The 16,064-nt window shown below is 45.0% G+C and carries 10 protein-coding genes; 5 read left to right on the top strand and 5 right to left on the bottom strand.

Annotated elements, in window-relative coordinates:
• Positions 1-64: 64 nt before the first annotated feature.
• The 5 genes from trpB to QUB61_RS12100 all read right to left on the bottom strand — a co-directional run bounded on the left by trpB (position 65) and on the right by QUB61_RS12100 (position 8,345).
• Positions 65-1,303, bottom strand: a complete 1,239-nt coding sequence (gene trpB, locus QUB61_RS12120) for a tryptophan synthase subunit beta (protein ID WP_333128212.1) — start codon at positions 1,301-1,303, stop codon at positions 65-67.
• 107 nt (positions 1,304-1,410) lie between these two features.
• A complete protein-coding gene (locus tag QUB61_RS12115) occupies positions 1,411-4,404 on the bottom strand; it encodes an SMC family ATPase (protein ID WP_333128210.1) in 2,994 nt (997 codons plus the stop codon).
• On the bottom strand, positions 4,391-5,563 hold the full coding sequence (locus QUB61_RS12110; RefSeq protein WP_333128208.1) for an exonuclease SbcCD subunit D: 1,173 nt from the start codon (positions 5,561-5,563) through the stop codon (positions 4,391-4,393). Before QUB61_RS12110 ends, QUB61_RS12115 begins: the two co-directional genes overlap by 14 nt.
• A gap of 11 nt (positions 5,564-5,574) precedes the next feature.
• Complete coding sequence (locus tag QUB61_RS12105) at positions 5,575-7,308, bottom strand: ATP-binding protein (RefSeq protein WP_333128206.1); 1,734 nt, start codon at positions 7,306-7,308, stop codon at positions 5,575-5,577.
• On the bottom strand, positions 7,305-8,345 hold the full coding sequence (locus QUB61_RS12100) for a hypothetical protein (protein ID WP_333128204.1): 1,041 nt from the start codon (positions 8,343-8,345) through the stop codon (positions 7,305-7,307). The genes QUB61_RS12105 and QUB61_RS12100 overlap by 4 nt, the downstream gene beginning before the upstream one ends.
• A gap of 106 nt (positions 8,346-8,451) precedes the next feature.
• Here QUB61_RS12100 and QUB61_RS12095 point away from each other — a divergent pair, with 106 nt between their 5' ends.
• The 5 genes from QUB61_RS12095 to QUB61_RS12075 form a co-directional block, all read left to right on the top strand.
• Positions 8,452-8,577, top strand: coding sequence for a hypothetical protein (locus tag QUB61_RS12095; RefSeq protein WP_333128202.1), 126 nt, complete (start codon positions 8,452-8,454; stop codon positions 8,575-8,577).
• 3 nt (positions 8,578-8,580) lie between these two features.
• Complete coding sequence (locus QUB61_RS12090; protein ID WP_190737631.1) at positions 8,581-8,949, top strand: translation initiation factor; 369 nt, start codon at positions 8,581-8,583, stop codon at positions 8,947-8,949.
• 152 nt (positions 8,950-9,101) lie between these two features.
• Positions 9,102-9,695 carry a recombination mediator RecR gene (gene recR, locus QUB61_RS12085; RefSeq protein ID WP_333128199.1) on the top strand — a complete coding sequence of 198 codons (594 nt, stop codon included), beginning with the start codon at positions 9,102-9,104 and terminating at the stop codon, positions 9,693-9,695.
• Between the two features lie 315 nt (positions 9,696-10,010).
• Positions 10,011-12,104, top strand: a complete 2,094-nt coding sequence (locus QUB61_RS12080) for a prolyl oligopeptidase family serine peptidase (RefSeq protein ID WP_333128197.1) — start codon at positions 10,011-10,013, stop codon at positions 12,102-12,104.
• Positions 12,105-13,699: 1,595 nt separating this feature from the next.
• Positions 13,700-16,064 (top strand): DUF4347 domain-containing protein (locus QUB61_RS12075; protein ID WP_333189955.1); only part of this gene is annotated, 2,365 nt, incomplete at its 3' end.

The raw sequence follows: 16,064 nt of genomic DNA, 5'->3' as shown, positions 1-16,064 counted from the left end.
CTTAAGTTGACACCAATTAATTGTTACTAATTCCTACAGAGCGATCGCCCCACATTCCGCCCAACTAGATATTCAGAACCTTCGCCACAGTGTTCACATCTTTGTCGCCGCGTCCCGAACAGTTAAGCACAATGCGCGGATTGCCTGTTAGCGCAGGGCACAGAGTCTCTAAATAGGCGATCGCGTGAGCAGTTTCCAAAGCCGGAATAATCCCCTCCAACTGCGAAAGCCGCTGAAACGCTTCCAGCGCTTGTGCATCAGTTACGCTATAATATTCAGCTCGACCCGCATCCTTCAAATAACTGTGTTCCGGCCCCACGCCTGGATAATCCAAACCCGCACTAATCGAATGCGGCTCAATCACTTGACCTTCATTATCTTGCAGCAAATAACTCATCGCCCCGTGCAGAACACCCACACTTCCTTTAGTCAAAGTAGCAGCGTGTTTCTGGGTCTCCACACCTTCGCCCGCCGCTTCAATACCAATCAATCTGACAGTTTCTTCCCCGACAAACTCGTGAAAAAGACCCATTGCATTAGAACCGCCGCCGACGCAAGCTAATAAAATATCCGGCAAACCACCCCACTTTTCTTGACACTGAGCGCGGGTTTCTTGACCGATTATCGCATGGAAATCGCGCACCATCATCGGGTAAGGATGCGGGCCCGCTACCGAACCGAGAATGTAATGAGTTGTCTCCACGTTTGTCACCCAGTCGCGAATCGCTTCCGAAGTCGCATCTTTCAGCGTTCCCGTACCCGCCGCCACCGGCCGCACTTCGGCACCCATCAGCCGCATTCTAAACACATTTAAAGCCTGTCTTTCCATGTCGTGAACGCCCATGTACACAATGCATTCTATACCGAAACGAGCGCAAACTGTGGCGGTAGCAACACCGTGCTGACCGGCACCAGTTTCAGCAATTACCCGCTTTTTGCCCATGCGTTTTGCCAGCAATGCTTGAGCTAAAGCGTTGTTAATTTTGTGAGCTCCCGTGTGGTTTAAATCTTCGCGTTTGAGGTAAATTTGCGGGCCAGTTCCGTCTGCTTTAGCGTAGTGCTCGGTGAGGCGTTCGGCAAAATACAAAGGGCTGGGGCGGCCGACATAATCTTTGAGTAATTGTTGGAGTTGCTGTTGAAATTCCGGTTCGCTGCTGTATTTGTGGAAAGCGGCTTCTAGTTCAAATAAAGCCGGCATCAGGGTTTCGGGGACGTATTTGCCGCCGAATTTGCCGAATCTGCCGAGGGAGTCGGGGCGTTGAGTGCTGGTTTCGGAAGTGAGATGCAGGGGTGTGACAGTCACGAACTTTGTGGGGATAATGGGACAGATTTTATTATATCTAGTCTATGGGGCTGTGGGCGATCGGGTAAGTTCTCATTTCTTGTTCCCAGCTATGCCGCTGTCATTCCCTATTGCTCCAGAGTCGAACCTTTTGTAATACAATTGTGAACTTTCACCTGGCTGGGCAATTGCTCCGCTAAAGCTTGAATGTGGGTAATTACCCCGATTAATCGATTCTGTTGTTGCAAAGAGACCAAAATCTGAGTGACACTTTCGAGAGTCTCTGCATCCAGAGTGCCAAATCCTTCATCTAAAAATAGACTACCTAACTCTACTCCCATTGATAATTTTTCTGATAACGCCAGAGCCATAGAGAGCGAAGCTGCAAAAGTTTCACCGCCGGATAAAGTTCGCAAACGTCTACTTTCACCGCCGTTCCAATTATCTTCTACCTCATATTCACCATTTTGAATCAAGAGCGAGTATCTCGAATCAGTTAAGTCCCGTAGTATACCTGTAGCGCTGGAAACTAACTCTTTTTCCAAACTTTCTATAACAAAAGATTGAAATTCATCTGACTGCAATCGATGCTTTAAAATCTTATAAACTTCCCATTTAGAAGATACTTGTGTTTTTTCCTGGTCAAGTTCCTTGGCTTGTTGTAATTTATTTGTGGCCCGATCAATCCAGACAGATATATCTATTAATTTCTGATTAGCTTCATTTATTTTTTTCTCAGCAGATTCTTTCCCTTTTTTCAGTTGTGCTAGTCTTTCCCGATCAGTTGTTCTGTCCCCAATTGTGTCAGTTATCTCCTTGAGCCGACTTGACAAGTCACCTGTTTTACGATCGTAATCATCAATCGTATTTTGCCATCCTTCTTGTTTTTGAGCATCAGCTTTAGCCTGAATAAACTCTTTTTCAGTAAAACTAACTGCTTGTAAATTAGCAGCCCATTTTTGCTCTAGTTCTTCACATTGATTTCGATCGTCATTAGCAGATTTCTGGGTCTGTCTCTCTTCAGACTCGGCGTTAATTGCACGTCGTTCAGCAGCTTGAAAAGAGTTCTCTACCTCATTCTGTTGGCACTCCAACTGCTCCCTATCTCGCTGTAATGTTTGGTTTAATTCTTCGTAAGGTTTACCCTCTGTCAATTCATTGAGTTGACTCGTCACTTCCTGAAGTAGCTGCTCTTTTTGCAACTGTTCTGCACTGGCAGCTTGATACTCTGTTACAGCCTGTTGATAAGCAGCATTGGCAGACTGACTCAATGATTCGCACTCGCGTAAAGTAGAAGCATTTCTTTCATGTTGAGTCGAAGCTTTACTGTATGTAGCATCTTGTTCTTGCAGCACTTGACGTTCTGATTTCAGTGCTTCTGCTTCCCAGTTATCTGATTCTAATACAGCACTAATTTGTAGTTTCAGTGTATTTAGTTGAGATTCTGTTTCCGCTATTTTTTGGCTGTCTTTCAACTCTTGCTGCTGTAAACTTTCTAAGGTAGCTTCAGCTCGAATCCGCTCTTGTTGAGCGGTCGATAAATTCCTTTCTGCTGCGTTTTTTTGCCGTTTCACTTCTTCTATATCATCTGTATCATTTCCCACTGGCAATAGATTTTTGTTTGAGTATGTGTTACTGCAAACCGGACAACTATCACCATCGTGGAGTGTCAGACGCAAGGCGGCGGCATGGTTGTTCTGAATCGCTGTTTCTAAAGCAGTCCGCGCAGATTCAAGACAGAGTTCTGCCTCTTGGAACTTAATAAGTGCAGCTTCATAATTCAGAAAATTACTTAACTTGTTCTGAGTAGTTATTTCAAGGTTTTGGCGAAGTTTAAGCGTTTGACTATAGATTAATTGCCAGCTAGTTAGCGATTCAGCAATGTGATTTAATTGCTCTAAGCGCTTACCACCCGGTTGATATAAAGTAAGAGTTTTTTCTGAGTTTTGCCATTGCAAATTAGCCTCTTCTTGCTGAGTTTCTGCATCAGCCAAGCGTCGTCCTGACTCATCTCGATTCTGCAATCTTTGGGATGTAATCTTTGCTGCTTTTGTCAGCTCAGCTTGATATTGTTTTCGCTGCTGTTCATAAATTTTAGCCCTTTCTAAGTTTAGTTCAAGAGCATCCAGGAAAGTTTGCTTCTCAGCTTTTTGCTTGATAAAATTTTCGCATTTTTGACGTTCAGTTACTAACAAATTTTGAGCTTCGTTTAAATTCTTAACAGCATTTTGTAGTTGACTGTCAGAGCGCTCGGCTTTAGTGCGAGCATCCTTCACTAAGACCCAATCACCCTGTAAATTATTAGCAATTTTAGCTAGCTGCAACTGCTGTTTAATTAAGTCGATTTCCGCAGCTTTTTTTTCTATCTCTGATAGCTCTTCGCGTAACTGCGATCGCCTTTGAATTAGTTTAAATAATTCTTCCTCACTAGCCATAATATTTCGAGCTTTTTCTGCCTGTAATTGGAGTTGAGGAATTTCTTGATTTTCCAGGCTAGCTCGTTGCTCTTGCTTTTGCCTTACTTCATCTTCAGTAGGAGCTTGAATAGTAGCAAGTTGATTTTCTATCCTTTCGCGGTCTTTTTCATAATTACCAGCAAGTTTACTTGCTTGTTTGCTCATATTCTCTAATATCTGAAAGCCGCCTAAATCCCGCAACAAACTCCGGCGCTTTGGAGCATCTTTTTTGAGAAATTCATCAAATTTACCTTGCGGCAGTATAATAACCCGAGTGAAGGTTTCAAAATCCATCCTTAAGATATCTTTTTCCAGACTGCGATGATCGCACCTTTCCCACTTTCCATTTTCCAATCGGTCTAAAAGAATCTCTACTTTCGGAGAACTAGCACGATATCGCCAACTTCTCACAATTTTATACACATTTTGCTGCACAGAAAATTGCAACTCTACCTTGCATCGATCGGCTCCTTTACTGACAAATTCCTGTCCCTTAAAAGCTCGGGAAACTTCACCATAAAGTGCGTAAGTTATAGCATCAAGTAAAGAAGTTTTACCAGCACCTGTTTTTCCCGCGATCGCAAACAAATCAAGTTGTGAAAAATCGAGAGTTTGACGGTTGCGAAAACTAATAAATCCTTCTACAGTTAGTTTAATTGGGCGCATCGTTTAGTTCCTGATATAATTCTTTAAAAGCTTTTAATACCGACGGTTCCAGAGTCTTCCCTAGTTGTTGACTCCAGTAACGCTGAAACTCTACCACCATATCGAACTGGTTAAATTCTCCCACTTCAATATTTGGTTCGACTGGCGCTTTTGGATAGCGGGGTTCAATGATTAATGCTTGAGTGCATACTTTTCTTACTTTATCTGCTAAACCAAATTTTTGACTTTCGTTCAATTCAATCACAAATTTCAAAAATCCTGAATGTTCTCGATTTTCTTCTAACGTCTCATCTAGGTTATTCCAATCGGACTTGACCACCTTTAAAGGTTTTTGACAAGGGATAGATATAAACTCAGTCAGAGCCGGACGACCTGGTTCTAGTGTTACTAAATTAAATCCTTTTTCTTCACCAGCTTCTCCAAAATCTACTTGAATCAAGGAACCACAATAATAAGTGGGTGCTGCGTTAGGAACTTGTTGAGGTTTGTGGATATGACCGAGAGCAATATATTGAGCTTCTGAAGGAAGAGTTTGACCAGAAAGGCTGTAGGTATCTTTTGTGTAATAGTCTACCTCCGAATATGCTCGTTTAGCGCCATCAATTGTCAAATGTGCCATTACCACGTTGACGCTGTTATCTTGAAAGCCCTTTGTTAAGTTTTGAAATAGGTGAGCAACTGCCTGCTTATAATGTTGTCGCTGTTCTAAATCATCCTTTTCCCACAAGTCCTCCGCTTTCAACAATCTGCGTTCTGAGGCAAAAGGCACAGCGGCAACACACAATTTACCACTGTTGGTATCGAGTGTAATCAAGCCTCCCTTGTCCATATTTTTAGGTCTGCCTAAAGCTTGAACGCCGACATGAGATAAGAGTGGAGAAACCCCCTCAATGCGAAGTGCTGAGTCGTGATTTCCTGCGATGACAACCGCTGGTATTTTAGCCTTTCCTAGTTGGCAAAAAAAGTCGTAAGCAACTTTTTCAGCTTCAGCAGTAGGACTTGGGACATCAAAAATGTCGCCAGCTACTAAAACTGCATCCACTTCTAAAGATTTTGCTTGTTTGAGCAACTCATTTAATGCAAAGGCAATTTCAGGAGTCCGATCTACCCCTTTAAGTCGCCTTCCCAAATGCCAATCAGATGTATGAATTAAGCGCATAATGTTTAAAATTAGAAACGGTCAATGTCTTCTTCTAGTTGGGCAATTTCTGCTTCGCTAACCAGGACTTCACTCTGACGAGTAGCATAGGCGGGAAAGGGAAAATTAATCAGTAGTGGTGCTGGAACTTCCGGCTGATGAACAAACATACTGCCGGATTTGAGGAGTAACGCTCGCTTGCGGCAAGATCCAGTCAGAAAGTTATATTCTGGGCGTTCTGCTTCAGCAGAATCGAGCCTGCCCACGACCCGAATTGCAGCTTGCCCAACTACCCTGCGCTCAACTTCTGAGGCAGTTTGTTGTGCTCCGATCAGGATAATTCCTAAGGAGCGACCCCGTTCTGCTATTTCCACTAATAAGTTTTTGATGGGGCTGCGGCCTTCGCGGGGTGCGTATTTGTTCAATTCATCTAGAACAATAAATACGACGGGATTTTGTCCCCGTTTTTCTTTCTCATAGAATAGTTTTTTTAGTAGCACTCCTACCACAAATTTTTGTGATTGTCCGCCCAGTTTATTGATGTCAACAATGGTAATTTGATGTGCCGGCGCGAGGGGGTCTAATTGAGATTTAGCCATGATTGCTGGGTGTAAGTCCCCCCGGATTAAGTGGCTCATTTCATTTCTAGATCCCCACAAGCGGCGAATCAAAGCCTCAGCAGTTGCAGGGGCATTGCGACCCAACCAACTCTGGTCTGGATTTTCCACCAGTTTGTCTTCAAGAAACTCAATTAAGTCTCTAAAAGTTTCAACTTTCTGTTTTTGTGGTGTTCCATAAGCATCAACTTCTAAATGAACTCCTAAGTGGCGGTTAGCTTGTTTGTCATTCCGATCGTTAGCTTCGGCTAACCGTGCCAGCCGTTCTTCTACCACAGAAACTAAAAATCCCAAATTGCCTCGTTCCAAGTCTTCTCCAGCGAATAGAAAGCTGAACAGGCGATCGCGACACAGTTCCCGAAGACTCCACAAATAAACTGAAATATTATCAGTCCGCTGCTCTATGTGCGGATCGAGTTCGGTAGTTCCTTTCTTGGGGGCGGCGCAAAAACGGATATCCTTGAATGGTTCAACTGGCACTCCTAATGTTTGATAGTGCAAACGATCTTCTGTCCGCAGTTTGCTGTTATCCTTGTCCAAGAAAAATAAATCTTCACCTTTGACATTGAAAATCAATGCTTTGGTGTTAGCGCGACTGGCCCCTAAAACAGCAGATTTTAAAATTGCATGAAGTATAAATAATGCGTAAGATGTTTTTGTAGCAACTCCCGATATGCCTGAAATATTTATATGAGCTCCTTTTTCGCCATTGATGAAGTCAAAATTCAAATAAGCAGGGCTACCGTTTCGCATCATTCCTGCGGGAATGCGTTTTTCCATTCCCTCAAAGTACAAAGCGCGCTTTAATTCTTCGTCTGTAGCAAGCAGCACAGGGTCTCCAGGCTGCGGTGGCAAATATTCTTCTGGTTCAATCCTGGTTACTTGAATGTGGCCAGCATAGGACACATTAACAGGTAAACTTCCATTTTTGACCAAAAAGGTATCAGTATCAAACTGCGTTCCTTCGTATAGAGTACGAACGCGATCTACAATGCCATAAAAGCTAACAATTCCTGCACCATCTGGTCGGCAAGTTTGCACTTCGACAACATCATCAAGTCGCAGGATTTGACCGGGCAAAACAGCTACCCAAAAATCGAGGGGCGTAGCTTCTTGAGTTCCTAATACAAAGCCAAGAGTTGTCGTCATTTCATCACTCCTTGACTGGCTAAAAAAGTCCGCAACCGCCGTTCAATTACTCCCTTGTCGCCCATGTGCCGTCCGAGTTCTTTTTCTAGCCCGCCAACAGGTGTGAGGTTTTGGGGGGCGCGGGGGTCGCGGGATGGATGGGAGGCATACTGCGGAATTAAATATGTACTTCGATCGGCAATTTCTGTTGCTTTATTTAAGGGAACTTCACCATATAAATCTAATCTGACAATGCCGTGCAGGCCGTGATATCCTAATTGTTTATGGTCGATCTGCTGTTGACCCGATCGCAGATACCAACTCCAGTGGCGTTTCGGACTTTTTTGCTTTCCTATAGAAAAAATAGGAGTTCGTTCTCCTAACTGCAATTCCCAAAGCAGTTTGGCACTGTCTCCGGTTAAATAGGCTTTGCCCATTGTTTTTACGTAGCCCAATGTAGATTCAGGAGCTTTATAAGGTTTGTGTAGCAGCGGGCCGTCTCTGATAACGAGTACATCTGGATCGATCGCGAGTTTCACAGCTAATTTAGCTTCTTCCTCGCGCATAGCTTTTTGAACTAGCGCAATCGGCTTTTGAGGTTCGCTTTCAGCATCGGTTATGTAGGTACTGTAAATAATTTCAGCCCCGCTTCCGAGCGGGCAGGGAACTCGTGTCGGGGGAATAGTTTCGCTGTGGCTGATACCACCAATGGCGATCGCTCTTTTGACAATCAGCTCACTTACGGCAGCTCTACGAGTGGCGCGTGCGACCAGTACGGCACCGACGGCAATCGTAGCAAAGGCTCCGTACAAGATTTCGTTACCATTTTGGCCGATAAAACGAGTGTCAAGCCGTCGGCGACCGTCAACAAACAGAATCCTATTAGGAAGGGCTGGTTCGCAACTTGGTCGGCGTCCCACCCACTCCTCGCATTCGACCTTTAGGTCAATTGCATCGTCTAAAAGTGAATCTTCTTGGTTTAGACTAATAGGGGTATCATAGTCAGTCCCCCAAGATTCAAGCCGAATGTTATATTTCTGCCATAAATTGATGGACAACGTGTTTTTTTCTCGCTTAACAGAGAGGAGGTCATAATTTTAAAATATGCTTTTTATAAAAGCACACATTGCAACCAAAGTCAAGCTTGAGTTTGCTACACAATAAATGTTCAATTCCTTTGATGGTAAAAGTTTGCGGTTTCCCGAAGTTAAGGCGCATTCCGAGCGATCGCAACCATACCCCAATCCGCTAAAACTAGAAATACCAGTAAAAAAAGTTCAAGCATCTTAACCTATGGCAGCATCCAAACGCAAAGATTCTGACAGCAAAACAACCGAGGGCAAACGAATTGTTTACTCCGAGTTTGGGAATGTTGACAACTCCGCCGCCCTCCAACGGGGAGTTGCCGAAGTTCCCCCCAATCAACAAAACCTCAAAATCGAAGCATCCCGCAAAGGACGCGGCGGCAAAACAGTTACAGTCATCAGCGGCTTTCAGGAAAAACCCGAAACATTAGCAACTCTAGCCAAACAGCTAAAAGCTCAATGCGGTACTGGCGGCACAGTCAAAGATAATGAAATCGAAATTCAAGGCGAACACAAGCAAAAGCTGCTAGAAATTATCACAAAGTTAGGCTACAAAGCTAAAATTAGTGGAGGGTAAATTAGTCAGTATTCCTCAGCGTATGGGCGGGACTGGTTTATGATATACTTAGTTTTAAACATAGATGGTTGGTAAAACCCGCCCCTACATCGCGCAAATTATATAGTCGCGAATCAACCAGAAATGATATTACCAATTACCGCCAATTTTTAATGTACACTCGACCTTTAGCTCGTTTAATCGAACAATTGCAGCGCTTGCCCGGAATCGGCCCAAAAACAGCCCAGCGTTTAGCTTTACATATTTTGAAGCGACCGGAAGAAGACGTGCAAGCCCTAGCTAAATCTTTGATTGATGCCAAACAGCAAGTAGGTTTCTGTCAAGTATGCTTTCACTTATCTGCTGACCCTGTTTGCGAAATTTGCCGCAATACCAACCGCGACAGTCATACCATTTGTGTAGTGTCAGATTCCCGCGACGTAATCGCTTTAGAAAAAACGCGCGAATATATGGGCAAATATCACGTTGTTGGCGGCGTTATCTCGCCGATGGATGGAATTGGCCCGGAACAATTGAATATTCAACCGTTAGTCCGGCGCGTCAGCCAGCAAAAGATTAAGGAAGTAATTATTGCTATTAGTCCCAGCGTGGAAGGCGAAACTACTACTCTTTATATCGGTCACTTATTAAAACCTTTTACTCTGGTGACGCGCATAGCTTTTGGTTTGCCGATGGGGGGAGATTTGGAATATGCTGATGAGGTTACTTTGGCTCGCGCTTTGGAAGGAAGGAGAGAGTTGGATTAGTTGAAAATGGGTGATGGTTGATTGGAAAGTAAGAGAAATGAACCGCGAAGACGCGAAGTACGCGAAGGAAGAGAAGAGAGGTGGAAGAGTTCACAATTGATGCGACGATATTTATATCTTAAGTTTCTGCGATTGCTTCGCTGAGGTTGGCAATGAGAAATTTGTAAGATATGACACCCGCGCCGGCGGGTTTTGTCTGTGTAGCGACAGGTTGAAACCTGTCGGGTATTTGGTATTTGCTGTTGGGTGTGGTTGTTCTCTGTCGTCACTGCCGCGAAAGGCTAAACTGGACAAAGTTACCGAAAGTAAAAAATTATGGCCCAGTTCGATCGACCTTTAAGCTACCCTACAACCCGCAAAATCGACCACACAGACGACTACCACGGTGTCAAAGTATCCGACCCCTACAGGTGGCTAGAAGACCCCGACTCAGAGGAAACCCAAGCTTGGGTGGAAGCCCAAAATCAAGTTACCTTTGGCTATCTGGGCGAAATTCCGGCGCGGGAAAAAATTAAACAGCGCCTGACTCAACTTTGGGATTACGAGAAATACGGCATACCTTTCAAAGAAGGCGATCGCTATTTCTACTACAAGAATGACGGCCTGCAAAATCAATCGGTTCTCTACACGTTAACGTCCCTCGATGGCGAACCCAAAGTATTAATTGACCCCAACACTCTCTCAGAAGACGGAACCGTTGCTTTGGGTGGCGTAGCTATCAGCGAAGACGGCAAACTCATGGCCTACGGTTTGTCAACTTCCGGTTCCGACTGGCAGGAATGGAAGGTTCGTGATGTGGCAACTGGCGAAGATTTATCAGACCATTTAAAGTGGATTAAATTTTCAGGCGCATCCTGGACTCACGACGGTAAAGGTTTTTTTTACAGCCGCTACGATGAACCCAACGAAAAAAGCAAGCACGAAGACGTTAATTATTACCAAAAACTGTTTTACCACCAAATCGGCACGCCGCAATCTGAAGACGAATTAATCTACGAGCGACCAGACCAGAAAGAGTGGGGATTTAGCGGCGGCGTTACCGAAGATGGCCGTTACTTAATTATCTCTGTTTGGCAGGGAACGGAAACCAAAAACTTGATTTTCTACAAGGATTTGACGGCACCGGAATCAACGGTTGTAGAACTAATTAACGAATTCGAGGCTGAGTACAGTTTCATTGACAATGATGGCTCTCTTTTCTGGCTTCAAACAGATTTGGATGCACCGTTGGGCCGCGTAATTGCGATCGACACCAACAACCCACCTCCCTCATCCCTCGCTGCTGATGAAAGTCAAGGGAAATTCACAGAAATTATCCCCGAATCAGCAGAAACCCTCGGAGGAATCGGCCTCCTGAACAATCAATTTGTCGCTTCTTACCTGAAAGACGCCTACACCCAGATTAAAATCTTCAACTTAGACGGCTCATTCGTGCGACAAGTTGCCTTGCCCGGAATTGGTTCGGCGGGAGGATTCGGCGGCAAGCGGCACGACACCGAAACTTTTTATGCTTACACGAGTTTCACGGCGCCAAACATCATCTACCACTACAATATGGTGACCGATGAAAGTACGATTTATCGGCAACCAAATGTTGATTTTAATCCGGAGGATTACGAGACCAAACAAGTATTTTACCCGAGCAGAGACGGTACGCAAGTACCCATGTTTATCACGCACAAGAAAGGCTTGCAGTTGGATGGCAACAACCCCACCTACCTCTACGGCTACGGCGGTTTTGGTATCTCGCTAACTCCGAGTTTTTCTGTTAGCAGGATCGTGTGGTTGGAGATGGGCGGTGTTTACGCAACAGCCTGTTTGCGGGGTGGCGGCGAGTACGGCGAATCATGGCACCAAGCAGGCACAAAGTTGAATAAGCAAAACGTGTTTGATGACTTTATCAGCGCCGCTGAATGGTTGATCGAAAACAAGTACACCAAACCAGCAAAATTGGCGATCGCAGGTGGCAGCAACGGCGGTTTATTAGTGGGAGCTTGCATGACTCAGCGGCCGGAATTGTTCGGTGCAGCACTGCCCGCAGTCGGCGTTATGGATATGTTGCGCTTCCACAAATTTACTATTGGTTGGGCCTGGACTTCTGAATACGGTTCGCCGGAAAATCCCGAAGAATTTCCCACAATTCACGGCTATTCTCCCCTGCACAACCTCAAACCGGGAATGGCTTATCCGGCGACAATGATTACAACTGCCGATCGTGACGATCGAGTAGTTCCGGCCCACAGTTTTAAATTTGCTTCCGCTTTGCAAGAAATGCACGCCGGAGAAAAACCGGTGTTAATTCGGATCGAAACCAAAGCGGGACACGGTGCCGGCAAACCCACTGCGAAAATTATTGAAGAATTGGCAGATGAATGGGCTTTTTTAGTGCGGGAACTGGATATTAACTAACGTTTAAAAAGCGCCCCTTTCGGGGTGGCGCACTCCGAGAAAGTACGATCGCGCCACCCTCAATTTTTGGTCTTATCCCCTAGGGTGCGCATCCGAAATATAGCTGTGTGAACACAGCAGCTATGTTTCCGATGCGCGCTGCACAAAGCACCTATCCCCTAGCCCCTAAGGAAGAGAGAAGAGGGTAAGCTGTTCTTCATTTAAATTGTATGTCAAAAAAAATCAAAGTCTTGTGGGGTGGGCGTCCCGCCCGCCCTGAATATACAATTTAAATGCGCGACAGCTTAGTCAACAGTCAACAGCCAGTCGATTTTAGATTTTAGATTTTAGATTTTAGATTTTAGATTTAAAAATTGACTCCACAGATGAATCTGGAACCTGGAAATTAGGTGTAAAATTTTTCGCTTGTCAACAGTCAACCGTCAACCGTCAACCGTCAACCGTCAACAATACTGTAGGGTTTGAAAGAATTTTTTGCGCAAATCTCGCGTTCAATTCTCAAATCCTGCGATCGCTTCGCTGCCTTTGGCTGCCAACACCCAATAAGTGAAATCATAGATTAGTGCAACTTGTCAACTCCTAGCTCGTGTTAAGTTGCCTTACGCTACGTTAAATTTTGTAGATTTTATTGTCGTTATGAGATTTTTTTGATAAAAGTTCTCGATAAGTAAATTTAGCAGTAATGCCCATGAGTAACAGTAGTAAATAGAATCTCAAATTTAAAATTTTCCAATTCTCGGAAACCAATTTTTTAAATTGACTTAGGGTGAAGATTCAACAAAAAATCATACGTACAACCGTACTGAAAACCGTCGCTTTACCGGAATCACTGCCTTTTTTTCAGCAAGGCGTAAGTAACGGGCGATCGAATTCCCCATGTTCTGACATAGCCTCTTCTCAAATAAAAAGAATTAAGTGGCGCAGTCAAAACCCGAAAACGCTTGTGTAGCAGTTGCGGTGATTGGTCGCCCTAGGAACTCGCGATCGCCTGCTACAGTTCCCGTCCCATTCTTTCCTTAAATCTCCACCGTAAAAATATGTAAGTATAAAATAATTTTTATACTTACACTTTTTTTTTAATTTATATTTTGCTGTTTATGCAATATCCTAAAGGTGGGTATGTTAAAACGGATAACTCAATCAAGGAATAGTCCACCACCCTGGTCTAAAGACACCTTCGCTTCTAGCCTTTGACTTAAACCACAGTTGACCAGATGTTACCTGGGTACCACGTTAACGGTAAGAGTTAAAGACCTACCAGGGAATGGGAAGCTAGTTCCTTGCATCGCGAAATTTAAGATTAAGCAGATTTATTGGGTTAGATCGGTGTCCTAGATCGAGTACCGGGCGTTAACTAAAGCGCAAGCTAAAATCACACCTTTGATAGAGGCGAGAAAGAGCAAAACAGTTGTGCGATCGCGGGTTGCACAATTTGAAATGGTAATTCTCCCGCCCCTGGTACACTACATTCATTACACCGGATCTAGCAATCCCGGTGTAATGGAAAGATTCACTCGCTTATTGAAATCCCCGCGTCGTTTCCCACGAGCGCGTCTTTAGACGGCTCGCAACCCACTTATTACCGAATTTTTTTGATGAACACGATCTCCAATCTGTCGAATTTTTCAGCCGTCAAAACATCTACATCTACGATTATGGTCACTAACAACAACTCTTTTTTTGAAAAAACCACCTCTAAAGCAGAACCTGAAGCGCCAAAATCTTTAGTGGTTGTTGACACCCGAGTAGAAAATTACGAGCAATTGATCGGTGGTGTTAAAGCAGGAACGGAAGTATTTGTACTCAATCCAACCAGGGAGGCGATCGAGCAAATCACCGAAATTTTGGTTGAGCGCAGCAGCATCGCCAGCCTGCACATAGTTTCTCACGGCCGAGAAGCAGCATTAGAAATCGGCTCAACAGAACTGAACATTGATAATGTAGAAACCTACAGCAGCCAATTGCAGCAGTGGGGAAAAGCCCTTAGCGAATCCGCCAGCATTCTACTTTACGGCTGTAACGTAGCCGCCGGCGAATCCGGCAGGAAATTCCTACACAAAATCAGGGAATTCACTGGCGCAAATATTGCCGCTTCCAACAACCGAACTGGTAATGCAGCCTTAGGAGGCGACTGGGAATTAGAAATTTCCACAGGACAAATAAATACCGAAATAGCCTTTGAAAAAGAAGTCCTAGAAGGCTATACATCAGTCCTGGCTACTTTAGTAGATGAAAACTTTAAAGATCCAACAGCAGTCGGGCCTTGGATATATGGAGTTGGCAATACCCTTACAGATAACCCAGGCTTAACCGCAGGTCCAGCCAACCCGAACGGCGTTATTCCCAGTTTAGGGGTTGGCGATCCACCCGGAGAAGGTACTTTAAGATTAACATCAAATAAATTTCAGCAAGCAGCTTTTGTAATCTACAACAACCCCATCTCTGCCACTGAGGGTCTGAGAGTTACCTTTGATTACTATGCGTATAACAGAGGTACTCAGCAGTTTGATCCGATAAATAGTCCCAACGCGCCCCTTCTTGGTGCAGATGGTATTAGTTTTTTCCTCATTGACGGAACAGCTACGCCAACAAAAGCGGGAGGCTTTGGCGGCTCTCTCGGCTATGCTCAGAATACGAGTAATCTGAACACGGTACCCGGTATTGTAGGAGGTTATTTAGGTATAGGATTAGACGAGTTTGGCAATTATTCTAACGCGAATGCTGGAAAACAGGGTGGATTCAGTGGCCCGCAACCAGATTCACTAGCACTTAGAGGCAGCGAAAGCACATCTTATAATTTTTTAACGAACACTTCCATTGCCATTGGCATAGATAATAAAGATGCAACCATTCGCAATGATCCTGCTAATCCTGCTAGAAGAAGGGTTCAAGTTACATTAGCCCCGGTAACTTCAGCTCTGTCAGTTGCCTTCGACTTGAACAACAACGGAAGCTTTGATGCGGACGAAACACTGCTCGACATACCAAATGTGGCCACCATAAACGGAGAAGTGCCAGCTACTTTTAAATTTGGCTTTGCTGCTTCGACAGGGGGAAATTCAAACATTCACGAAGTTAACAATATCGTCGTCGAAAGTATAGATACGCCTAAAGTCGTAGCCGACGTTTCCATTGTTAAAAAAGGCCCGCTGGTCACCACACCCAACAGCACGATTACCTACACTATTATTTCCACTAATAACGGGCCCAACAGCGCCGAAAGCGTGCTGATTCAAGATCCGCTCCCTCCAGAATTAATTTTCGTCAGCGCTGACAACGGCGGTACTTTCAATCCCCAAACGAAGACGGTCACCTGGCCAGCTATTCCAACTCTGGCTAACGGTGAGAGCGTCACCCGCACCATCACCGCCACAGTTCCGGCAACACTCAGCGCAGGCACAGCCTTAACTAACACTGCATATAGCAGTTCCAGCACTTTCGACCCCAATCTAGATAACAACAATAGTTCCCAACCCCTCTCTCAAGTCTCAACTACAATCGTTGATACTAGTGCCGACCTCGTTACCACCAAAACCGGACCAGCGACGGCGACTGCAGGCTCAACAGTTACTTACACGATTTCGACGCAAAACATCGGGCCAAGCATAGCGACGGACGTCACAATTACTGACAGCATCGTTCCGGGCTTAACCTCGGTAGTCGTCTCCAACGGCGGCACGTACAATGCAGATACTGGCATTGTCACCTTCCCAGCCATCCCCAGCTTGGACATCGGTGCTGCTGCTGCGGTAGCCAACACCGTCAGCTTTGTCGCACCCAACTCAGGCAGCGTCAGCAACACCGCCAGCAGTAGTTCCCCCACCCCAGACCCGACTCCGGGCAACAATAACGGTGGCGATCCGACTGCTAAAGTCACCACAAGTATCACCCCCCAGGCAGATGTCGTTACCACCAAAACCGGACCAGCGACGGCGGCCCCAGGCTCAACAGTTACTTACA

The organism is Microcoleus sp. C2D2 (assembly GCF_036702495.1).
GTDB lineage: Bacteria > Cyanobacteriota > Cyanobacteriia > Cyanobacteriales > Microcoleaceae > Microcoleus.
Note: the sequence above shows the minus strand (reverse complement) of the source record. Positions and strands in the feature narration are given on the sequence as shown.